The sequence below is a fragment of the Neorhizobium sp. T7_12 genome, assembly GCF_002968535.1.
Classification (GTDB): Bacteria; Pseudomonadota; Alphaproteobacteria; order Rhizobiales; family Rhizobiaceae; genus Neorhizobium; species Neorhizobium tomejilense.
Genome location: NZ_PVBK01000005.1, coordinates 252,385 through 272,246 on the forward strand (window position 1 = coordinate 252,385; position 19,862 = coordinate 272,246).

22 protein-coding genes and 1 pseudogene are annotated in these 19,862 nt (G+C 60.9%); 10 read left to right on the plus strand and 13 right to left on the minus strand.

Annotation, left to right across the window (positions count from 1 at the left end):
• The first annotated feature begins 129 nt into the window (after positions 1-129).
• Positions 130-300 (plus strand): hypothetical protein, encoded by a 171-nt coding sequence (locus C5J26_RS32720; protein WP_172723891.1) that lies wholly within the window; start codon positions 130-132, stop codon positions 298-300.
• Positions 301-500: 200 nt separating this feature from the next.
• The gene (locus tag C5J26_RS14615) at positions 501-1,715 is read left to right on the plus strand and encodes an MFS transporter (RefSeq protein ID WP_105402494.1); all 1,215 of its coding nucleotides are present in this window, start codon (positions 501-503) and stop codon (positions 1,713-1,715) included.
• A 61-nt stretch (positions 1,716-1,776) separates the two neighbouring features.
• Here the strand turns inward: C5J26_RS14615 and C5J26_RS14620 are convergent, their stop codons facing one another.
• From C5J26_RS14620 to C5J26_RS14645, 6 genes are all read right to left on the minus strand, one after another.
• A complete protein-coding gene (locus tag C5J26_RS14620) occupies positions 1,777-1,998 on the minus strand; it encodes a hypothetical protein (RefSeq protein WP_046603001.1) in 222 nt (73 codons plus the stop codon).
• A 41-nt stretch (positions 1,999-2,039) separates the two neighbouring features.
• Positions 2,040-2,282: a 30S ribosomal protein S21 gene (gene rpsU, locus C5J26_RS14625; RefSeq protein WP_038548258.1), complete on the minus strand. Its 243-nt coding sequence runs from the start codon at positions 2,280-2,282 to the stop codon at positions 2,040-2,042.
• 51 nt (positions 2,283-2,333) lie between these two features.
• Entirely contained in the window at positions 2,334-2,621 is a 288-nt protein-coding gene (locus C5J26_RS14630) for a hypothetical protein (protein ID WP_046630247.1), read from the minus strand.
• 126 nt (positions 2,622-2,747) lie between these two features.
• Complete coding sequence (locus C5J26_RS14635; protein ID WP_007770461.1) at positions 2,748-2,957, minus strand: cold-shock protein; 210 nt, start codon at positions 2,955-2,957, stop codon at positions 2,748-2,750.
• Positions 2,958-3,315: 358 nt separating this feature from the next.
• Entirely contained in the window at positions 3,316-4,422 is a 1,107-nt protein-coding gene (locus C5J26_RS14640) for a TRAP transporter substrate-binding protein (RefSeq protein WP_105402392.1), read from the minus strand.
• A 155-nt stretch (positions 4,423-4,577) separates the two neighbouring features.
• A complete protein-coding gene (locus tag C5J26_RS14645; protein WP_206051190.1) occupies positions 4,578-5,306 on the minus strand; it encodes an SDR family oxidoreductase in 729 nt (242 codons plus the stop codon).
• A gap of 34 nt (positions 5,307-5,340) precedes the next feature.
• Here C5J26_RS14645 and C5J26_RS14650 point away from each other — a divergent pair.
• Positions 5,341-5,568: pseudogene (locus C5J26_RS14650) on the plus strand (helix-turn-helix domain-containing protein); the annotation flags it as partial.
• Positions 5,569-5,624: 56 nt separating this feature from the next.
• On the opposite strand, the gene C5J26_RS14655 reads toward C5J26_RS14650, so the two are convergent.
• Positions 5,625-6,731 carry a TRAP transporter substrate-binding protein gene (locus C5J26_RS14655; protein WP_105402495.1) on the minus strand — a complete coding sequence of 369 codons (1,107 nt, stop codon included), beginning with the start codon at positions 6,729-6,731 and terminating at the stop codon, positions 5,625-5,627.
• Between the two features lie 240 nt (positions 6,732-6,971).
• Between C5J26_RS14655 and mbfA the strand changes: the two genes are divergently transcribed.
• On the plus strand, positions 6,972-7,955 hold the full coding sequence (gene mbfA, locus C5J26_RS14660; protein ID WP_105402394.1) for an iron exporter MbfA: 984 nt from the start codon (positions 6,972-6,974) through the stop codon (positions 7,953-7,955).
• 143 nt (positions 7,956-8,098) lie between these two features.
• Here the strand turns inward: mbfA and C5J26_RS14665 are convergent, their stop codons facing one another.
• The 3 genes from C5J26_RS14665 to C5J26_RS14675 all read right to left on the minus strand — a co-directional run bounded on the left by C5J26_RS14665 (position 8,099) and on the right by C5J26_RS14675 (position 11,367).
• Positions 8,099-9,679, minus strand: a complete 1,581-nt coding sequence (locus tag C5J26_RS14665; protein WP_172745862.1) for a sensor histidine kinase — start codon at positions 9,677-9,679, stop codon at positions 8,099-8,101.
• Between the two features lie 139 nt (positions 9,680-9,818).
• Entirely contained in the window at positions 9,819-10,433 is a 615-nt protein-coding gene (locus C5J26_RS14670; protein ID WP_046667300.1) for a transglutaminase-like cysteine peptidase, read from the minus strand.
• A 130-nt stretch (positions 10,434-10,563) separates the two neighbouring features.
• Positions 10,564-11,367, minus strand: a complete 804-nt coding sequence (locus C5J26_RS14675; protein ID WP_105402396.1) for a carboxylesterase — start codon at positions 11,365-11,367, stop codon at positions 10,564-10,566.
• 182 nt (positions 11,368-11,549) lie between these two features.
• On the opposite strand from C5J26_RS14675, the gene infC reads away from it, so the two are divergent.
• From infC to C5J26_RS14705, 6 genes are all read left to right on the plus strand, one after another.
• Positions 11,550-12,086 carry a translation initiation factor IF-3 gene (gene infC, locus C5J26_RS14680; protein WP_046603008.1) on the plus strand — a complete coding sequence of 179 codons (537 nt, stop codon included), beginning with the start codon at positions 11,550-11,552 and terminating at the stop codon, positions 12,084-12,086.
• Between the two features lie 196 nt (positions 12,087-12,282).
• On the plus strand, positions 12,283-12,486 hold the full coding sequence (gene rpmI, locus C5J26_RS14685; RefSeq protein ID WP_007751830.1) for a 50S ribosomal protein L35: 204 nt from the start codon (positions 12,283-12,285) through the stop codon (positions 12,484-12,486).
• Between the two features lie 39 nt (positions 12,487-12,525).
• On the plus strand, positions 12,526-12,930 hold the full coding sequence (gene rplT / locus C5J26_RS14690) for a 50S ribosomal protein L20 (protein WP_046627769.1): 405 nt from the start codon (positions 12,526-12,528) through the stop codon (positions 12,928-12,930).
• Positions 12,931-13,087: 157 nt separating this feature from the next.
• Positions 13,088-14,170: a phenylalanine--tRNA ligase subunit alpha gene (pheS, locus tag C5J26_RS14695; protein ID WP_105402397.1), complete on the plus strand. Its 1,083-nt coding sequence runs from the start codon at positions 13,088-13,090 to the stop codon at positions 14,168-14,170.
• Positions 14,171-14,183: 13 nt separating this feature from the next.
• Positions 14,184-16,607: a phenylalanine--tRNA ligase subunit beta gene (pheT, locus tag C5J26_RS14700; RefSeq protein ID WP_105402398.1), complete on the plus strand. Its 2,424-nt coding sequence runs from the start codon at positions 14,184-14,186 to the stop codon at positions 16,605-16,607.
• A gap of 78 nt (positions 16,608-16,685) precedes the next feature.
• Positions 16,686-17,303 carry a hypothetical protein gene (locus tag C5J26_RS14705; protein ID WP_105402399.1) on the plus strand — a complete coding sequence of 206 codons (618 nt, stop codon included), beginning with the start codon at positions 16,686-16,688 and terminating at the stop codon, positions 17,301-17,303.
• A 14-nt stretch (positions 17,304-17,317) separates the two neighbouring features.
• On the opposite strand, the gene C5J26_RS14710 is transcribed toward C5J26_RS14705, so the two are convergent.
• The 3 genes from C5J26_RS14710 to C5J26_RS14720 form a co-directional block, all read right to left on the minus strand.
• Complete coding sequence (locus C5J26_RS14710) at positions 17,318-17,677, minus strand: nuclear transport factor 2 family protein (RefSeq protein WP_046630269.1); 360 nt, start codon at positions 17,675-17,677, stop codon at positions 17,318-17,320.
• Positions 17,678-17,753: 76 nt separating this feature from the next.
• Entirely contained in the window at positions 17,754-18,749 is a 996-nt protein-coding gene (locus C5J26_RS14715) for an aldo/keto reductase (RefSeq protein WP_105402400.1), read from the minus strand.
• Positions 18,750-18,809: 60 nt separating this feature from the next.
• Positions 18,810-19,760, minus strand: a complete 951-nt coding sequence (locus C5J26_RS14720) for an aldo/keto reductase (protein ID WP_105402401.1) — start codon at positions 19,758-19,760, stop codon at positions 18,810-18,812.
• Positions 19,761-19,862 lie beyond the last annotated feature (102 nt).

Consider the following 19,862-nt stretch of genomic DNA (forward strand, 5'->3'; position numbering starts at 1 on the left):
TCAAGAGCAAAGCCCTGTTCGTAGCGGGTCGCTGTCGGACTTTAGGAGCGGTCCGGCAAACTAAAAGGGGAACACCTGGCACACCGGACGGTTACCTTTCTGTCACCAACCCCAAAGCTGGAGGCAGACATGAGCAAGAGTGACGTGAAGGAGGCCGTAAAACGCGCCGAGCGCCAGGTGGAGAACACCAGTGCCGGTGGGCACCTCGGCGGCACCTATTACGGCCAGAATCCGGACGGCAAAACGGCATCGACGAATACCAATGTCGGCAAGAACCGTCCCAACACCGGCAGCAGCTAGGCCGTCACCACGATCAACAGATTTGGAAAGCCCCGCCGCGTGCGGGGCTTTTTGTTGTAGGCTCCAAAATCCGGTTGCGAAAAAAAATCGGTTGGGTCTGTCGGGGAGGAGGGGAGCCGAACGTCCTCGGTTCAAGGATGGACATCGCGATGCCGCGTAATCCGTCCGGATCTCGGAACCTGTGACTTAGGGGAATGGACATGAGTAGCAATTATCGTTGGGTGATCGTCGCTGCCGGCGCCTTGATGGGCTGCGTCGCCGTCGGCACGATGTTCTCGCTGGCCATCTTTATTGAGCCGATCGCCAAGGCGACCGGCTGGTCGCGTGCCGGCATTTCGAGCGCCATGACGCTCAATTTCGTCGTCATGGGCCTCGGCGGCTTCATGTGGGGCACGTTGAGCGACCGATTTGGCGCCCGCATCGTCGTGCTGATCGGGGCCGCACTTCTCGGTCTGGCGCTGGTGCTCGCCAGCCAGACGCAAAGCCTCATCGCCTTCCAGCTGATCTATGGTTGCCTGATCGGGCTTTCCGCCAGCGCCTTCTTCGCTCCGATGATCGCCGTCACCATGTCCTGGTTCGACGAGCATCGCAGCTTGGCGGTCTCGCTGGTATCGGCCGGCATGGGCATGGCGCCGATGACCATTTCGCCCTTTGCCCGCTGGCTGATCACCGCCTATGACGACTGGCGCCTGGCGATGCTCTTCATCGGCATCGGCGCCTGGATACTGCTCCTGCCGACCGCTTTCCTGGTCCGCAACCCGCCGGCCGTGGCAGCCCCTGGCGGCGCCGCCTCCGAGCCTCAGGCCGAAGGTGCAGGCATGCCGCTGTCGCGGGTGTTCCGTTCGCCGCAGTTCCTGGTGCTCGGCTTTACCTTCTTCGCCTGCTGTGCGGCCCATTCCGGGCCGATCTTCCACATGGTGAGCTATGCGATGTTCTGCGGCGTGGCGCCGATGGCGGCGGTCAGCATCTACAGCGTCGAAGGCGCGGCTGGCCTCGGCGGCCGCATTCTGTTCGGCGTGCTTGCCGACCGGCTGGGCGTCAAACCGGTGCTGATCGGCGGGCTGATGATCCAGGCGGCGGTCATCGCAGCCTACACGATGGTGACCGATCTCGGCCAGTTCTACACCCTGGCGGTGATCTTCGGCGGCACCTATGGCGGCGTGATGCCGCTCTATGCGGTGCTGGCGCGAGAGTATTTCGGGCCGAAGATCATGGGCACCGTGTTCGGCGCGGCGACCATGCTGTCGAGCCTCGGCATGGCCTTCGGACCTCTTGCCGGCGGCTGGGCCTTCGATCATTTCGCAAACTATGACTGGCTGTTCTTCGGCTCGGCACTGGTCGGTCTCGGGGCAGTGGCGATCGCTCTCGCCTTTCCGCCGCTGCCGCGCCATCCGGCGCAGCTCCAGGCGGCCTGAGCAACTCCCGGACTGTGAGCCGCACAGCAAAAAGCCCGGAAAATTCCGGGCTTTTTGAAGTTCAGTGATCGGCTGGGGCCTTGCGGCCCTTGGCTCGAGCCGGGGCCGGAGCAGGCTCCGCGGCTTCGCGTTCGAGACGAAGCTGCCTCAATTTTTCGGTTTTCTTTTCCCGCTGGGTCGCTTCCGCACTAATGATAGAGCGCGCGGTGTGATCTGTCGCAGCGGCTTTGTCACGCGCGGAAAGCTTGGTGGGATTGAAGAATTCGTCCTTGGTGGCGGCCATAATATCCTCCTTCCTGATCGGATGTCCGTGCGGCTGACAAATTATCCGCGCGCCGGACGGACCACTTTCTTGGGAGCCGGCAGGAGGCCTTCGCGCTGCATCTTCTTGCGCGCCAGCTTGCGGTAGCGGCGAACGGCTTCGGCCTTTTCGCGTACCCGCTTTTCGGAGGGCTTCTCGTAGGCGCTGCGCGCCTTCATCTCGCGGAAGACGCCTTCGCGCTGCATCTTCTTCTTCAGCACCCGGAGTGCCTGCTCGACGTTGTTGTCTCTGACTAGAACCTGCAAACTAAATCCTTTCCATTGCGGGCAGATCCCGCGTTCGATCAAAGTGTTGAATCACTTGCCAATGCGAATGCTCGACGGCTTCAGCCACGGTCCGCTCGGAGCGTCGGCGCAAGCCTCGTCCTTCTTGGCGGACGATGCGGTCTCGGAAGTGTCGATATCACTTTCAACGATCCGGCGCTCGAAATTCTCGCTGCCGAAACGTACCCGATATTGGTTTTCACCGCGATCGGCTGCCGGCAAAAGGCCCACGACGCGGCATGTCCGGTCGCCAGTGGCGGTCCGGGTAAGGCCTGCCTTGAGGACGATGTTATCGCCTATGGCATAGACATTTGCGCTCATCGTGTTCTCCTTGGACCGGCCGAAAGCCGGGGCAAAACAAAAAGGCCGGGCGTTACCCCGACCTCTTCCCGTCATTCAAGCCGTCGCTGCCAGTACATCCGTGGTCAGCCGAGGCGAATGACATCCTTATGCGGCCCGGAGGTTGTCGGCGGAGCTCTTGCCGGACTTGCGGTCGCGAACGATCTCGTAGGAGATCTTCTGACCTTCCGTCAGGGAAGACATGCCGGCACGTTCAACAGCAGAAACGTGAACGAAAACGTCCGTCGCGCCGTCATCAGGCTGAATGAAGCCGAAACCCTTGGTGCTATTGAACCACTTTACGGTGCCAGTATTCATAACGATTTCCTTTCAATCGTTAGAGATTGCGGACAGTATTCCGTCCGCTTTGATCGATATTTGAGAGGAAATCTGACTGAGCACCAGGCCCGTGAACAAAGGTCGCAAGCAATTTTCGATAGCGTCAATATAAGCTTTATCCGTTGATAATCAATGCTGCCACGGAGATTTAATTTTCCGGGCGCTCAACGGCAATGCCGATCTGCTCAATCAACGACATGATTTTACAACGCAATATTGAAAATAGCAACCGCTTTGGCCGGTTTGGAAGCCGATGCTGACGCATTGGCGACCGTTTTTCAAACGCCAAGCCCGGAGGGTCGCTCCGGGCTTGGGGCATGTCATTGCGATGGGACGGTCAGAGCGCGCCGGCGCGCTGCTGCGTCATCATGTAGGTATCGTAGGAATATTCGGCGATCTGGGCCCAGAGATAGGCATCCTTCTTGAATGCCTGCTGGCTGTCGTAGATCTTCTTGAAAGCCGGGCTCTTGGCCGAGAGTTCGGCATAGGTCTCCATTGCCGCCTTGAAGCAGACATCCATGATCTCGCGGCTGAAGGGCTTCAGGATCGCGCCTTCGGCGACGAGCTTCTTCAGCGCCGTGGCGTTGTGGGCATCGTAATTGGCGAGCATGCTCATGTTGGCTGCGGCGCAGGCGTCGGTGACGATCTGCTGGTAGCTTTTCGGCAGGCCCTTGAACTTTTCGAGATTGAAGAAGGCATGCATGGCCGGGCCGCCTTCCCACCATGCCGGGTAATAGTAATATTTGGCGACCTTCACGAAACCGAGTTTCTGGTCGTCATAGGGACCGACGAACTCGGTGGCGTCGATCGTGCCCTTCTCGAGCGCGGCATAGACGTCGCCGCCGGCGATCTGCTGCGGGGTGACGCCAACCTTCTGCATCACCTGGCCCGCCAGGCCGGCAATGCGCATCTTCAGGCCCTTGAGGTCATCGATCGTGTTGATTTCCTTGCGGAACCAGCCGCCCATCTGGGTGCCGCTATTGCCGGCGGGCAGGGCATAGAGATTGCGCGGGGCCAGGAACTCGTTGATCAGGTCGTTGCCGCCGCCTGCCGTGAACCAGGCATTGGTCATGCGGGCGTTGAGGCCGAAGGGAATGGCGGTCCCGAGCGCAAAAGCCGGATCCTGGCCGATGTAATAATAGGAACAGGTATGGGCCATCTCGACGGTACCGTTGGCAACCGCGTCTGCCGCCTGCAGCGGCGGCACGATTTCGCCGGCCCCGAATGTCTGGATGGTGAACTTGCCGTCAGTGGCGTTTTTGACGCTGTCGGCGATCTGGTTGGCGGCGTTGAAGATGATGTCGAGGCTCTTTGGGAAAGAAGAAGTCAGTCGCCAGTTGACCCTGGGGCTCTCCTGGGCAATCGCCGGGGCGGCAAGCGCGGTTGCGGCAGCGGCGCCGACCCCGGCCGTGGCGGCCTGCTTGAAGAAATGTCTGCGATCCATGAAATCCTCCTCGAAGCGAAGTGCGCGCGGCCTGTCCGGGCTCTCGGTTCGCTCATAATCCTTTCATTTCGGGAACGGCAAGGAAATTCCAAAAAGTCGCACTGATGCCCGGTCGATCTTGGGGCCGACCGGGCAACTGCGCTCACAAATCCAAGTTACCAGGGAAGAGTTTGGTCGTCGAAGAAATAGCCGGCCGTCGGGCCGTCCGGACCCAGCATGGCAAGTCGCACCGGCGCGTCCGCTGCCTGTTCGACGGTGCGATAACCCGAATGGCCGTTCATGTCGGTCTTGGTGTAACCCGGATCGGCCGCGTTGACCTTGATACCGAAGGGCGCCGCCGCCTTGGCGAACGCCACGGTAACCGCATTGAGCGCCGTCTTGGACGAATTGTAGCCGAGCGCATTGATGGCGTAGAACTGATTTTGCGGGTCGAGCAGAGCCTGGAGCGAGCCGAGTTCGCTGCTGAGCATGACGACACGTCCTGCGCCGGATGCCTTGAGCAGGGGCAGCGCCGCCTGGGTGATGCGGATCGGCCCGAACGTGTTTACCTCGTAAACCGCTTTCACGACCTCGATCGGCTCGTCGAAGGGCTGGTGCGTAAAACTGTCGGCGATGCCGGCATTGTTGACGAGCGCGTCGAGATGGTCGGTCTGGCGGCTGAGTTCCGCGATGGCCGAGGTGACGCTTTCGTCACTGGTGACGTCGAGCTGCAGGACATGCGCGTCGAGCCCCTGGTCGCGCAGGTTCTGCGCGGCTTCTTCGCCGCGGCCGACATCGCGGCTGCCGAGCCAGACGCGATATCCCTCGGTGGCGAGCCGTCTTGCGATCTCGAAACCGATGCTTCTGTTGGCGCCGGTGACGAGTGCTGTCTTCTGTTTGGTCATGGGCAATGCTCCTGTGGTTGCAGGCCAGGACGTGACTGCCATGAGCCCGATCCAGTACCAGAAAAGCATCCGCCTGCACGAAGCCCGTCGCCGGTTGCTGGCCGAAGCGGGCGATACGGCGCGGGTCGCCTTTTCAGTGGGATACGAGAGCGTCACCCAGTTCAGCCGCGAATATGCCCGCCAGTTCGGCGCCTCGCCGGCCCGCGATGTCGGCCGCCTGCGGGACAGGATGGTTGGCGATGCCGAACTGGTTGAAGGCTGATAAGTGAAAAGCCCGGAGGTTCGCTCCGGGCTTTGATGCTCAACCTCAATCGATGATTACAGCGTGCCCTTGCGCTGCTGCACCATCATGAAGGTGTCATAGCTGTATTCGGCGATCTGGTTCCAGAGATAGCCTTCCTTCTTGAAGGCCTGCTGGCTGTCATAGATCTTCTTGAAGGCGGCGTTCTTGGCGTTGAGTTCGGCATAGACTTCGAGCGCAGCCTTGTAGCTGGCTTCGAGGATTTCCGGGCTGAACGGCTTCAGGACGGCGCCTTCCGAAACGAGCTGGCGCAACGCTTTGGCGTTGCTGGTGTCGTAGCGCGAAAGCATGTTCTGGTTGGCATTGGCGCATGCATCCTTGATCATGCGCTGGTAGCTCTTCGGAAGGGCGTTGAACTTGTCCTTGTTCATGAAGGCGTGGACGGCCGGGCCGCCTTCCCACCAGGCCGGGTAATAATAGTACTTGGCGACCTTTACGAAACCGAGCTTCTGGTCGTCATAAGGGCCGACAAATTCGGTGGCGTCGATCGTGCCCTTTTCAAGCGCGGCGTAGACGTCGCCGCCGGCGATCTGCTGCGGCGTAACGCCGAGCTTCTGCATCACCTGGCCTGCGAGGCCTGCAATACGCATCTTCAGCCCTTTGAGGTCCTCGATCGTGTTGATTTCCTTGCGATACCAACCGCCCATCTGGGCACCGGTATTGCCGGCCGGCAGCGCGAAGAGATTGTAGCCGCCAAGGAAGTCGTTGAGCAGCTCGTTGCCCCCGCCGACCGAGAACCATGCATTGGTCTGGCGGGCGTTGAGACCGAACGGAACGGCGGTGCCGAGCGCAAACGTCGGGTCCTTGCCGATATAATAATAGGCGCAGGTATGCGCCATTTCGACTGTGCCGTTGGAAACGGCATCGGCGGCCTGCAGAGCCGGCACGATTTCGCCGGCGGCGAAGGTGTGGATCGTAAAGTTGCCGTCCGAGGCTTCCTTGACGCTTTCGGCGATGTCGGTGGCGGCGGACCAGAGGATGTCGGTGTTCTTGGTGAACGACGAGGTCATGCGCCAGGTGATCTTCGGAGATTCCCGGGCAATGGCAGGCGCTGCGAGCGCGGTCGCTGCAGCGGCGCCCACGCCGGCGGTCGCGGCCTGCCGGAAGAAGTTTCTGCGGTTCATCGGATTTGTGCCTTCTAAACTTTGGGAGGTGCCCGGATTTTGGCCCGCGCGGCGCAGCTCATAGTCCTTTTGTTTCGGGAACAGCAAGAAAAAAATCCAGAAGATTACGCTGCGGCGCAGCAAATCTTTCCGGATATTGCGTCAGCCGTTCCCACCCGCCTTTAGATCGCAGGGAGAGCATAAATCCCTTGAAGTTTTCAGACGACGCTTTAGTTTAGAATTATTCTAATAGAGGTTTTCATGCTCGCCCGTCTCCTTACCAATTCCAAGCGCCCATTCGCCTCCCTCGACGAGAAGGAAATCCTGGCGCTCGCCATCGCTTCGGAAGAGGAGGATGCGCGGATCTATCTCGCTTATGCGGACAATCTCAAGGATCAGTTTCCCGCATCCGCCAAGGTGTTCGAAGACATGGCGGAGGTCGAGCAGACCCATAAGAACATGCTGATCGAGATGTTTCGCTCACGCTTCGGCGAACGCATCCCGCTGATCCGCCGCGAACATGTGCGCGGTTTCTACGAACGCAAACCGGATTGGCTGACCCGCAACCTGTCGCTCGACACTATCCGGGAACAGGCGGAAGCCATGGAGCGACAGGCTTTCCGGTTTTATACCGAAGCGGTAAAGCAGGTTTCTGACGCCTCGACGCGGCAATTGCTCGGCGACCTGGCGATTGCCGAACAGGGGCATGAGGATATCGCCCGTATGCTCGGCGACAAACACGTGACCGACGACGTGAAGACGGAGGAAGACGAGACCGCCCGCCGCCAGTTCATCCTCACCTATGTGCAACCGGGTCTCGCCGGGCTGATGGACGGTTCGGTCTCGACGCTGGCGCCGATCTTCGCGGCGGCCTTCGCAACGGGCGACACCTGGTCGACTTTCCTGATCGGCCTGTCGGCCTCGGTCGGTGCGGGCATTTCCATGGGCTTCACCGAAGCCGCGCACGACGACGGCAAGATTTCCGGACGCGGTTCGCCGATCAAACGCGGCTTTGCCTCCGGTATCATGACGGCGCTCGGCGGCCTCGGCCATACGCTGCCTTACCTCATCCCGCATTTCTGGACCGCGACCATCGTTGCCGCGATCATCGTCTTCTTCGAGCTCTGGGCGATCGCCTTTATCCAGAACCGCTACATGGAAACACCATTCCTGAGGGCAGTCATCCAGGTGGTGTTCGGCGGGTCGCTGGTGCTCGCTGCAGGCATCCTGATCGGGAATGGGTGAAGCGCGACGGCTGCAAGCCGTCAAAACGCTCCAGTGAAGCGTTTTGAGCGCTGAACGCCCTGAGCCCAAAGCGAAGGGCCGGGATCCGGTGCGGCATACTCCCTGAGCTCAAATGCGCGCTCGGGAACCTGTTGGCGAGAGCACTATGCCGCCGCTTGGGGCGCCCTGACCCGCGGCACCTCGAGCGAAAACACCGCACCGCCGTCGTTGTGGGTAGTGAAATGCCCGCCGAGTTGCTTGACAAAATTGGCGATCAGCTTGCTGCCCATTCCGCCGGCCCGATTGAAGGCCTCGATGCCCGGCCCGTCGTCGCGAATGACAAGGCTCAGATTATCGCCGTCTTCGCGGAGTTCGACGGAAAGCCTACCGCCCTGACGACCGGCAAACGCGTATTTGAACGAGTTGGAAACCACCTCGTTGATGATCATCCCGAGCGGCAAGGCCTGCTCGCGATCGACGGTCAGCGGCTGCAGCCTGAGGTCGAGCACGACGGGCGTCTCGTAGCCCGAGGCGATGTCGGTGATCAGCTTGGTAGCGTAGGGCGCCACCTCGACCTGTTCGAACTGATCGTTCTGGTAGATCTGCTCATGCACGGCGATCATCGCCGCGATGCGTCTCGTCATGTCGTCGCGCGCGTCGACCGGCAAGGCCTGCAGCCGCACGAGCGCCAGCACCGCCTGGAGATTGTTCTTCACCCGGTGATGAATTTCTCGCAGCAGGAAGCGGTTGCGCTCCACCGCCTGCTCCAGTTCTTCGTTGCGGGCCGAAGTGCGATAGAGAAGGCGGTTGATCCAGAGGGCGCCGAGGACCAGCAGCGCCATCAACGGCAGCATGACCAGCGTGTCCGAAAGGAGATTGCGCCAGAACTGGTCGAGAATTTCCTGCCGTGCGATGGCCGCAAGGGCGATGAGCGGCCAGCCGGAGACCTTCCAGAAGGCGACGATGCGGGCATGGCCGTCGATCGGCGAGACCGGACTGTGGTAGAAGCCGGTGGGCATTTGGCGCGTCATCGGGTACCACGCGGTCGTACTGAGATCGATCGGGCGCGTTGTCGCCGGCCGTCGGGCCATCAGCCACCCGTCATCCCTGATGATCAAAATCGTAGAGTTCGGCCCGAGCCCCATCGACGCCCAGAAACCGTCCAGGCTCTCGTTCGGGATGGTAATGCTGGCAATGCCCCGGAAAATACCGTCTTGCTCGATCCGCCGCGCGACGGTGAAGGATGGCTTGCCGGCAGTTTCGTTTTCGAGCAGTCGGGTGAAAGTCAGCTCCTGGCCATCCCTCAGCCTGCTGAAATATGCACGCGCGCTGTGATCGTCGGATGCATTTCCAGGTGCATTCCCGCCGACACTGGAAAAGCGGACCACGCCGGTGTCATCCAGAAGCGAATATTGAAAACCCGCCGGCAGTTGTCCGACAGCCCGCGACAGGTCGGCTGCAAGCCCGGGCGAACCATCGATCGGTCGATCTCCCACCTCGGTTCCGATACGCCGCAGGGCCTGGTCGCTTGCTTCGATCATCCACTCCAGGTGAGCCGCGACCACATGCGCGGACGAGAGCGCGCGAGCTTCGCCTTCCTTCAGGGCCGTCCGGTAGTTTTCGAGGATAATAAGGCCGGCGACCGCCAGCAGGGCGAGGGCGAACAAGCCGGTCAGCAGGATCGGGAGGGTGGGCCTCGTTGCACGGGCCGCGTGTGGCAAGCCTGGTTTCACATCGTCACGCACAACCCGCTCCGGTTTCAGAGATTCCCTCCTAGCAGGTTGGATGCATCGGGGAAATGTCTTCCGACAAGGCGACACCAAAAACATTCGCCCGCAACCTGGATGATGCGGGCGAATGTCAATCTGTACTCAAGGGTGCAGGTTATTTCAATGCACCGACCAGCAGGTCGCGGCCGTTTTCGATGGTGACCCAGCGTCCCGTGTTGAACGAGGCCTGACGCTTCAAGAAGGTGTAGGGCGTCGCAAACCAGGGCTTCACCTCGTTATCGAGGTTGTCGAGGATGAAATCCCCGTCCGACGTGCGCAACGTCAGGACCGCATGGCCTTCGCCGTCCGGCTTGCGGACAACGGTCATCAGGAGATCGGAAAGGGCGAAGCCCTGCGCCGCGAGTTCCTTGCGCTTCTCGAGCGCAAAGTCCTCGCAATCGGCGAAATTGCTCGGATAGCTCCAGACCTCTTCGCGGCCGTAGACTTCCTTGTCGGTCTTGGCGATGTAACGGGCGTTGACGGCCCGGTTGATCTGGCGGACGGCAGCCCAGCCTTTGGCGCTGACCTTGGGGGAGGGAGCGGAGCGGCTCTTGATAGAGCATTCCGTCGCATATTTATGACAGAATTCGTAATGGCCGATTGGCTGGGAGGTAACGGCACCGGTGACCATCGCGGCCATTGGCCTTGGAGCCGGAACTGCAGCACTCACTGGTACAAGTACGCTAACTAGGATCACGGCTATACGCCGCGCCTGCAAGGCTATCATCATGGACCCGTCCCTTCAAATCCTAATGAAACGTTAAGGGCGGACGGGAGAGAGAGTCAATCGGTGAGTTTTGTTAACGGCTCATCGCTCGCATTATGGTTAAGGCTGCAACATTTTTGTATCAGCCCAAAATTTAATCATTAAATATTAGGGCCGAGACCGCGGCCCGCAATTTTTCGATGTCCTGGGGCCTGGAGAGCCGGTGATCTCCGTCGCGGATCAGCGTCAGGACGACGTCGTCGGCCGGCAGGAACTCGACGAGCTTCAATGCGTGGGCGTAAGGCACGTCCGGGTCCTTCATGCCCTGCAGGATGTGGACCGGGCAGCCCGTCTCTATAATGCCGGTCATGACCCGATTGCTGCGGCCGTCCTCTATGAGGGCGCGTGTATAGATATTGGGCTCCGGGCTGTATTCGGACCGCTCCTCGAGATAACCGCGCTCCGCAAGCGACTGCCGTTCGGCTTCGGTGAGATTCGGCTCGATGAGTTCCGCCGTGAAATCCGGCGCCGGCGCGATCAGCACGATGCCGTCGACCTTCGCAGCCTTCTTGCGCTTCTTCAATTCCTGCACGAGGCGCAGCGCGATCCAGCCGCCCATCGACGAGCCGACCAGGATGACCCGTTTCGGCTTGATATCGTCAAGGACGGCGATTGCCTCTTCCAGCCAGCGCGAGATCGTGCCCTCGCGGAAGGCGCCGCCGGAAACGCCATGCCCCGAATAGTCGAACCGGATCGCCGCGAGCCCGAGTTCGCCGGCAAGCGCGTCGAGTTCGACGGCCTTGGTGCCTGTCATGTCCGACCGGTAGCCGCCGAGCCAGACGAAGGCAGGCCCCGGCTTCCTCTTGCTTGAGCCACGGTGGAGGATTGCGATCTCCCGCGCAAATGTTCCGGAGCCGACGGTGATCGTTTTGCGGGTGAGATTGGCTGCTTCGGTCATGGTGGAATCCTGAGGTTTTGCCGCGCTTATAAAACAGATTCTTAGGCATAGGACAGCAGGTGATTTTTTCGCGCGGCTATGCTATTGACTTCGCCGTAGCGATCACGACATTGCCGTCGGCCGCAAGCCGGACGCTCTCGATGTGTCGCTGCGGTGCCGAAACAATCTAGGAGAATACGACCATCCGCAGACCATTCAAAACCGATGCCCCTGTTAAGGACGGGCCGCGCTCCAACCGGGAAATTCGCATTCCCAAGGTCCAGCTTATCGATGCCGAAGGCTTGAACCTTGGTATCGTTCCGACCGAGCAGGCTCTCAAGATGGCTGAGGACGCCGGCCTCGATCTCGTCGAGATCTCGCCGAACACCGAGCCGCCGGTGTGCAAGATCCTCGACTTGGGCAAGCTGAAATATGCGAACCAGAAGAAAGCGGCAGAAGCCCGCAAGAAGCAGAAGATCGTCGAAATCAAAGAAATCAAGATGCGTCCCAACATCGACACGCATGACTATGACGTGAAGATGAAGGCGATGAACCGCTTCTTTGAAGAGGGCGACAAGGTCAAGGTGACGCTGAAGTTCCGCGGCCGCGAAATGGCCCACCAGGAACTCGGCATGAAGCTCCTGCTTCAGGTGAAGGACGACACCACGGAAATCGCCAAGGTGGAAGCCGAGCCGAAGCTTGAAGGCCGCCAGATGATGATGGTGCTGGCGCCGAAATAAGCGCCCACCATTTGCCTTTAGCGGATTTGCCGGCATTTCGGCCGGGCTTTTGCCGCGTTTTTCTTTCCCATTGCGCTTTTGACCGACTGCGGTTATAAGCGCGCGTTCCGAACGGTCCGGCAGGGCATGCCGTGGCTGTTCTAAATGCTTGAAACCAGCATCGTCTGTGGTTTCGATACAAAACTGGAGTAGCAAAATGCCCAAGATGAAGACGAAATCGGCTGCCAAGAAGCGGTTCAAGATCACCGCCACCGGCAAAGTCGTTGCAGCCGCCGCTGGTAAGCGCCACGGCATGATCAAGCGGTCCAACAAGTTCATCCGCGATGCGCGCGGAACGATGATCCTTGCCGAACCCGATGGCAAGAAGGTTATCAAGAACTACCTGCCGAACGGTCTCTGAGACCCTCGTCACTTTTGGATCAGTTAAGGAGATCATGACATGGCACGCGTAAAACGGGGCGTCACTTCCCGCGCCAAGCACACCAAGACTTTGAAGGCAGCCAAGGGCTTCTACGGCCGCCGCAAGAATACGATCCGGGCCGCCAAGGCTGCCGTCGATCGTTCGCGTCAGTTCGCTACGCGCGACCGTCGCGTCAAGAAGCGCAATTTCCGCGCCCTGTGGATCCAGCGTATCAACGCTGCCGTTCGCGAATCCGGCCTGACCTACGGCCGCTTCATCGACGGTCTCAACAAGGCCGGTATCGAAGTCGACCGCAAGGTTCTCTCCGACATGGCAATCCATGAGCCGGAAGCATTCGGTGCTCTGGTTGCCGCTTCGAAGAAGGCTCTTGAGTACCTCAAGGACGCCGGCACCACCAACGAGTTTGAAAGCGCGGTTCGTTAACCAGCGCTTCCCAAGCTTAATTAGCTTTACTGATTTTGGGAAACCCGCGCTGGTTACGGCTGGCGCGGGTTTTTCTTTTGGCATCCCCGCACGTCATTCCCCAAACAGCCGTCACGACCTCGCCATGCATCTCGCCGAGCATCAAACGGAAGAAACCATGTCCGATCTGGAAAACCTGAAAACTTCGCTCCTGGCGGAAATCGCCGGCACCAGTGACGAGGCGGCGATCGAGGCCGTGCGCGTCGGTGCTCTCGGCAAGAAGGGCTCCGTCTCCGAGCTCCTGAAGACGCTGGGCTCGATGTCGGCGGAAGAACGCCAGACCCGCGGCGCGGCGATCAACGCGCTGAAGAACGAGATCACCGACGCCATCACCGAGCGCAAGGCGGTGCTGAGGGACGCGGCGATCGAAGCGCGTCTCAAGGCCGAGACGGTCGACATCTCGCTGCCGGTGCGCTCCTCGCCGGCCGAGCGCGGCCGCATTCATCCGATCAGCCAGATCGTCGACGAGATCACAGCCATTTTCGGCGACATGGGTTTCTCTATCGCCGAGGGCCCGGATGTCGAGACCGACTACTACAATTTCACGGCGCTCAACTTCCCCGAAGGCCATCCGGCTCGCGAGATGCACGACACCTTCTTCTTCCAGCCCGACGAGAATGGCGAGCGCAAGGTCCTGCGCACCCATACCTCCCCGGTGCAGATCCGCACGATGGAATCGCAGAAGCCGCCGATCCGCATCATTATCCCCGGCAAGACCTATCGCCAGGACAGTGACGCCACCCACTCGCCGATGTTCCATCAGGTAGAAGGCCTGGTGGTCGACCGCAAGTCGCATGTCGGCAACATGCGCTGGATCCTCGAAGAGTTCTGCAAGGCCTTCTTCGAGGTCGAAAGCGTCACCATGCGCTTCCGTCCGTCCTTCTTTCCGTTCACCGAACCGAGCTTCGAAGTGGACATCCAGTGCGACCGCTCCGGCCCGATCGTCAAGTTCGGCGAGGGCACCGACTGGATGGAAATCCTCGGCTGCGGCATGGTGCACCCGAACGTGCTACGCGCCGGCGGGCTCGATCCGGACGAGTTCCAGGGTTTTGCCTGGGGCATGGGCCTCGACCGCATTGCCATGCTGAAATACGGCATGCCGGACCTGCGCGACTTCTTCAACGCCGACGTCCGCTGGATGAACCACTACGGTTTCCGCCCGCTCGACATGCCGACCTTGTTCGGCGGCCTGAGCGCGTAAGGGAGAAACGACGATGAAATTCACGCTCTCCTGGCTGAAGGATCATCTGGAAACGGATGCGACCCTCAATGAAATTTGCGAGCGCCTGACCGCGATTGGCCTCGAAGTCGAGGATGTCGACGACAAGGCGGCCTACAAGCCATTCGTCATCGCCAAGGTTCTCTCGGCCGAAAAACATCCGTCCGCCGACCGGCTCAAGGTTTTGATGGTGGATGCCGGCGACGGCAAGCCGGTGCAGGTCGTCTGCGGCGCCCCCAACGCACGCGCCGGCATGATCGGAGCCTTCGCGAAACCTGGAACTTACGTTCCGGGGATTGATGTCACGCTCGCCGTCGGCAACATCCGCGGCGTCGAAAGCCACGGCATGATGTGCTCGGAAAAAGAGCTCGACATGTCCGACAATCACGACGGCATCATCGATTTGGCCGAGGATGCACCGGTCGGCACGCCTTTTGCCTCCTATGCCGGCCTCGACGATCCGGTCATCGAGATCAACCTGACGCCGAACCGTCCGGACTGCACCTCGATCCACGGCATCGCCCGCGATCTGGCCGCCTCCGGCCTCGGCACGCTGAAGCCGCACGCAAAGCCCGACTTCAAGACCGAAGGCCAGACCTCCGTCGGCCTCAAGATCATCCTCGACGACGAGCGGCTCTGCCCCGGTTTCGGCCTTCGCCTCGTGCGCGGCGTCAAGAACGGCCCGAGCCCGCTGTGGATGCAGCAGCGGCTGAAGGCGATCGGCCTTCGCCCGATCAATGCGCTGGTCGATATCACCAACTTCATGACCTTCGACCACGGCCGGCCGATGCACGTCTTCGATGCCGCCAAGGTGAAGGGCGACCTGACCGTTCGGCGCGCGTTGGAAGGCGAGACGGTGCTGGCGCTCGATACGCGCGAATACAAGCTCAACCCCAGCAACGTCGTTATATCAGATGACAACGGCGTGGAATCGATCGGCGGCATCATGGGCGGCGAACATTCCGGCTGCGATGAGAACACCGTCGACGTGCTGATCGAATCCGCGCTCTGGGACCCGATCAACATCGCCAAGTCCGGCCGTTCGCTCGGCATCATCACTGACGCGCGCTACCGGTTCGAGCGCGGCGTCGATCCGGAATACATGGTTCCCGGCCTCGACCGCACCACCCAGCTGGTACTGGAACTCTGCGGCGGCGTGGCCGCGGAAGCGAAAGTCGTCGGTTACAAGGGCCATCAGCCGAAGATCGTCGATTTCCCGTATTCGGAAGTGAAGCGCCTGACGGGCCTTGAAGTCTCGACCGAGGAAAGCCGTCATATCCTGACGCGGCTTGGTTTCGTGGTCGAAGGTTCCGGAGAACGCGTTTCCGTCACCGTGCCGTCCTGGCGTCCGGATGTCGACGGCAAGGCCGACCTCGTCGAAGAAGTCATGCGCATTCATGGCGTCGACCAGATCAAGCCGGAGCCGATCGAGAAACTCTCGAGCGTCAATGCCAAGATCCTGACAACCCTGCAGATCCGCACCCGCACCGCCAAGCGGGCGCTTGCCTCGCGCGGCATGCTGGAAGCCGTCACATGGTCGTTCATTCCGGAAGATCAAGCAAAGCTCTTCGGCGGAGGCGCCCGGGCGCTGAAGCTGGCGAACCCGATTGCAGCCGACATGTCCGACATGCGGCCGTCGCTGCTGCCGGGCCTGTTGTCTGCGGCACAGCGCAATGCCGACAAGGGCTTTGGTGACGTGGCGATCTTCGAGGTATCCGGCACGTACGAAAGCGACAGGCCGGAAGGCCAGCGCCGCGTAGCCGGCGGCATTCGTCGCGGCACGGCCTCGATCAACGGCACCGGCCGTCTCTGGTCGAACACTGCCAAGGGCGGCGGCAAGCCGGTCGACGTCTTCGACGCCAAGGCCGATGCGCTGGCGGTACTCGAAGCCTGCGGCCTGCCGATGGGCAACGTCCAGATCGAAAAGGGCGCGCCGGAATGGTATCATCCAGGTCGCTCCGGCACCATCAAGATGGGTCCGAAAGTCGTGCTCGGTTATTTCGGCGAATTCCACCCGAAGACGCTCGGCGCTCTTGACGTCTCGGGCGCTCTCTGCGGCTTCGAGGTTTTCCTTGATGCCATGCCGGAGCCGAAGAAGAAGGCGACGCGCACCAAGCCGCCGCTCGAGCTTTCGCCCTTCCAGGTGGTCAAGCGCGACTTCGCGTTCGTGGTTTCTAGCGATGTCGAGGCTGGCGCGATCGTCAAGGCGGCGTCGACCGCCGACCGCAAGCTGATCACCGGAGTCAACGTCTTCGACGTGTTCGAAGGAGCGTCGCTTGGCGAGGGCCGGAAGTCGATTGCAGTCGAAGTGCTGATCCAGCCGGTCGAGCGCACGCTGACCGACGAGGATTTCGATACGTTGACGGCCAAGATCGTCGCCAATGTCGAAAAGACCACCGGCGGTACCCTGCGCGCCTGAAACGGGTGGCCTCAATCACCGCTGAAAGATAGCCTGCCTCGCGGATGATGTGGGGCAGGCTTTTTTGTTGGAGGAACGATGCGCACACCGGGATCGATGAAAGGGCTTGAGGAACTCGGCCGGGTGCGGCTGTCGAAGAACTTCTTCTTCCGCGATTTCCTGTTTTCGGAGATCGCCAATTTCTACGCCATTCCGAACATTCCCGAGGACCCGGATCTGGCGATCGAGGCGGGCCGGCGCCTTTGCGAGGAACTGCTGGAGCCGCTGCAGGCGACGTTCGGGCGATTGCACCTGCGCTCCGGTTATCGCTCACCGAAGGTCAACGAATTCGGCAACCGGAACAACCTCAACTGCTCGTCGAACGCCAATACCGCCGCCGACCATATCTGGGATCGGCGCGATGCCAAGGGCTTCATGGGCGCCACCGCCTGTGTCGTTTTCCCCTGGCTGGTCGACAACTATCACGACGACGGCGACTGGCAGAAGATGGCTTGGTGGATCCACGACCACCTGCCTTATTCGTCGATCATGGTCTTTCCGAAACTCTGGGCGATGAACATCCAGTGGCACGAAAAGCCCGCCCGGCGCATCCGCAGCTTCGCCGAACCGCGGGGTGTACTCACCAAGATCGGGATGCCCAATAACGAAGGCGATCATTCCGAGCATTACATCGGGTTTCCGGCGCTTAAACGGTAAGCGACGGCGGACGGTTAGGAATGCAGGTGATAGAGCTTGTTGACGATCACCCAGCGGCCGTCGATCTTCAGAAGCGAGAGATAGTCCGAGAACCGCATGCCGGCGAACTGGTCAACGACCTTCACCGTCGCGGCGTCGCCGGTGACGTCGAGCGCCTCGATCTGGATCAGCGGCTGGGTATCGGCGGGTGCTGCACCTTCCGATGTGACCGCCCCGATGAAGTCGTCGAGCGACAGCCATTCGACCGCCCCGTCGTAATTGCCGATGATACACGCCTTGGGATGGAACGCCTTTCGAAGCGCCGCCTCATGCGCAAACGTCATTCCGTCCACATAGAGATGGATCACCGCCTGAACGGCGCGCTCCTCGGACATCGATCTTCTCCCATGTTAGCGCCAGCATACTAACACAAAAAGATGGAAGTCCGAGCTTGCGTTAGCAAGTGCAAATTTAGCGATTGGTCCAGGCCATCGCCTGTGCCGCATAGCGGGTCCCGGAGAATTTTTCCGGGGCCAGCAGATCACCGAGCGTCTTCAGCTCGTCCGCCGAGAGGGAAATTTCCGTCGCGGCAACATTCTGTTCCAGATGCGGGATTTTTCTGGCACCGGGGATGGGCACGATGAAATCGCCCTGCGCCAGAACCCAGGCCAGCGCCAGCTGCGCGGCGGTGACGCCTTTCTGGATTGCCATGTCCTCCAGCATCTTTACCAGAGCGGCATTGGCGGCCATGTTTTCGGCGCTGAAGCGCGGCAGCGTGTTGCGGAAGTCGTCCGGACCGAAATCCTCCGGCTTCTGGATCTTGCCGGTGAGGAAACCGCGGCCGAGCGGGCTGAACGGCACGAAACCGATATCGAGCTCGCGGCAGGTGTCCAGGATCTCGCCTTCCGGCTCGCGGGTCCAAAGCGAATATTCGCTCTGTAGCGCGGTGATCGGATGGACCGCATGGGCGCGGCGGATGGCGGCGGCACCCGCTTCGGAAAGGCCGAGCGCACGCACCTTGCCTTCCTTGACCAGATCGGCCATCGCGCCCACGGTATCCTCGATCGGCACGTTCGGGTCGACGCGGTGCTGGTAGAAAAGGTCGATCACCTCGATCCCGAGGCGCTTCAGCGAGGCTTCCGCCACCTCGCGCACATGTTCCGGCCGGCTGTCGAGGCCGGACATGGCCCGGGCGTCAGAGGCATTCGGGTCGATCCTGAAGCCGAATTTGGTGGCGATGACGACCTTGTCGCGGAAGGGCTTCAGCCCCTTGCCGAGCAGTTCCTCGTTCTTGAAGGGACCGTAGACCTCTGCCGTGTCGAAGAAATTGACGCCGAGATCGACGGCTCGGTGCAGCGTCCTGATCGCTTCCTGCTCGTCCTGGCCGCCGTAGCCGTGGCTCATGCCCATGCACCCTAGGCCGACGGCGGACACAGTCAGTTCTTTTCCAAGCTTCCTCATTTTCATGAGAGCCTCCTTTTTTAATCGCAGAAACTGACGGGCGTCTCGTGGCGCCCGTTGGATTGATCAGGCGCCAGCCTCGTTGAGCAGCTTCATCTGGTCGGTCGAGAGCGTCAGGTTGCCGGCGGCGATGATCGCGTCGAGCTGGCCGACGCTGGTGGCGCTGGCAATCGGCGCGGTGACGCCGCGGGTTTGAATCAGCCAGGCAAGCGCGATCGAGGCGGGCTCGGCATTGGTCTCGACCGAGATTTCGTCGAGGGCTGCGAGGATGCGCAGGCCCTTATCGTTGAGATAACCGAGCGCCCGCCCGCCGCGTGCCTTGCCTTCGGTATCGGCCTTGTCGCGGTATTTGCCGGTGAGGAAGCCGGAGGCGAGGCCGTAATAGTTGATGACGCCGATCTCTTGGCTGACGCAGAGATCCGCAAGCGGGCCTTCGAACGTGTCGCGGTCATAGAGATTGTATTGCGGCTGCAGCACGTCGTAGCGCGGCAGGCCGGCTTTCTTGGCGGCGTCGAAACTATCCTGCAGCATCTGGGCGTCGAGGTTGGAGCAGCCGATCGCGCGGATCTTGCCTTGTTCCTTCAGCTTGGCGAAGGCGCCGAGCGTTTCCTCGTAAGGCACGGTCTCGTCCGGCCAGTGGGCGAGATAGAGGTCGATATAGTCGCTCTGCAGGCGGCGCAGGGAGTTTTCCACCTCTTCGAGGATCCATTTGGCCGACAGGTCCTTCCTGCCCTGGCCCATGTCGGAGCCGACCTTGGTGACGATGACCGCCTTGTCGCGGGAAATGCCGCCGCTCTTCATCCATTTGCCGATGATCGCCTCGGACTCGCCGCCCACATGGCCGGGCACCCAGCGATTGTAGCTGTCGGCCGTATCGATCGTGTTGAAGCCGGCGTCGAAGAACCGGTCGAGGATATCGAACGACGTCCTCTCGTCGGCGGTCCAGCCGAACACGTTGCCGCCGAGAACGACCGGGGAAATGGAAAGGCCGGTCCGGCCGAGTGCGCGCAGCTCCATGATATTCCTCCAAAATTTTTTAAGTGAGTGGATAAGCTTGGGAAAGGAGCCTGAGATTAGCCGATGTTCCGCCGCCGACCAGTCCCTATTTTGGGCGGACGA

Bases quoted from the DNA above. Each gene is read 5' to 3' on its own strand.
- C5J26_RS32720 (WP_172723891.1), top strand. From the start codon at position 130: ATGAGCAAGAGTGACGTGAAGGAGGCCGTAAAACGCGCCGAGCGCCAG.
- C5J26_RS14615 (WP_105402494.1), top strand. From the start codon at position 501: ATGAGTAGCAATTATCGTTGGGTGATCGTCGCTGCCGGCGCCTTGATG.
- C5J26_RS14620 (WP_046603001.1), bottom strand. From the start codon at position 1,998: ATGGCCGCCACCAAGGACGAATTCTTCAATCCCACCAAGCTTTCCGCG.
- C5J26_RS14630 (WP_046630247.1), bottom strand. From the start codon at position 2,621: ATGAGCGCAAATGTCTATGCCATAGGCGATAACATCGTCCTCAAGGCA.
- C5J26_RS14635 (WP_007770461.1), bottom strand. From the start codon at position 2,957: ATGAATACTGGCACCGTAAAGTGGTTCAATAGCACCAAGGGTTTCGGC.
- C5J26_RS14640 (WP_105402392.1), bottom strand. From the start codon at position 4,422: ATGGATCGCAGACATTTCTTCAAGCAGGCCGCCACGGCCGGGGTCGGC.
- C5J26_RS14645 (WP_206051190.1), bottom strand. From the start codon at position 5,306: ATGACCAAACAGAAGACAGCACTCGTCACCGGCGCCAACAGAAGCATC.
- C5J26_RS14655 (WP_105402495.1), bottom strand. From the start codon at position 6,731: ATGAACCGCAGAAACTTCTTCCGGCAGGCCGCGACCGCCGGCGTGGGC.
- mbfA (WP_105402394.1), top strand. From the start codon at position 6,972: ATGCTCGCCCGTCTCCTTACCAATTCCAAGCGCCCATTCGCCTCCCTC.
- C5J26_RS14670 (WP_046667300.1), bottom strand. From the start codon at position 10,433: ATGATGATAGCCTTGCAGGCGCGGCGTATAGCCGTGATCCTAGTTAGC.
- C5J26_RS14675 (WP_105402396.1), bottom strand. From the start codon at position 11,367: ATGACCGAAGCAGCCAATCTCACCCGCAAAACGATCACCGTCGGCTCC.
- rpmI (WP_007751830.1), top strand. From the start codon at position 12,283: ATGCCCAAGATGAAGACGAAATCGGCTGCCAAGAAGCGGTTCAAGATC.
- rplT (WP_046627769.1), top strand. From the start codon at position 12,526: ATGGCACGCGTAAAACGGGGCGTCACTTCCCGCGCCAAGCACACCAAG.
- pheS (WP_105402397.1), top strand. From the start codon at position 13,088: ATGTCCGATCTGGAAAACCTGAAAACTTCGCTCCTGGCGGAAATCGCC.
- pheT (WP_105402398.1), top strand. From the start codon at position 14,184: ATGAAATTCACGCTCTCCTGGCTGAAGGATCATCTGGAAACGGATGCG.
- C5J26_RS14705 (WP_105402399.1), top strand. From the start codon at position 16,686: ATGCGCACACCGGGATCGATGAAAGGGCTTGAGGAACTCGGCCGGGTG.
- C5J26_RS14710 (WP_046630269.1), bottom strand. From the start codon at position 17,677: ATGTCCGAGGAGCGCGCCGTTCAGGCGGTGATCCATCTCTATGTGGAC.
- C5J26_RS14715 (WP_105402400.1), bottom strand. From the start codon at position 18,749: ATGAAAATGAGGAAGCTTGGAAAAGAACTGACTGTGTCCGCCGTCGGC.
- C5J26_RS14720 (WP_105402401.1), bottom strand. From the start codon at position 19,760: ATGGAGCTGCGCGCACTCGGCCGGACCGGCCTTTCCATTTCCCCGGTC.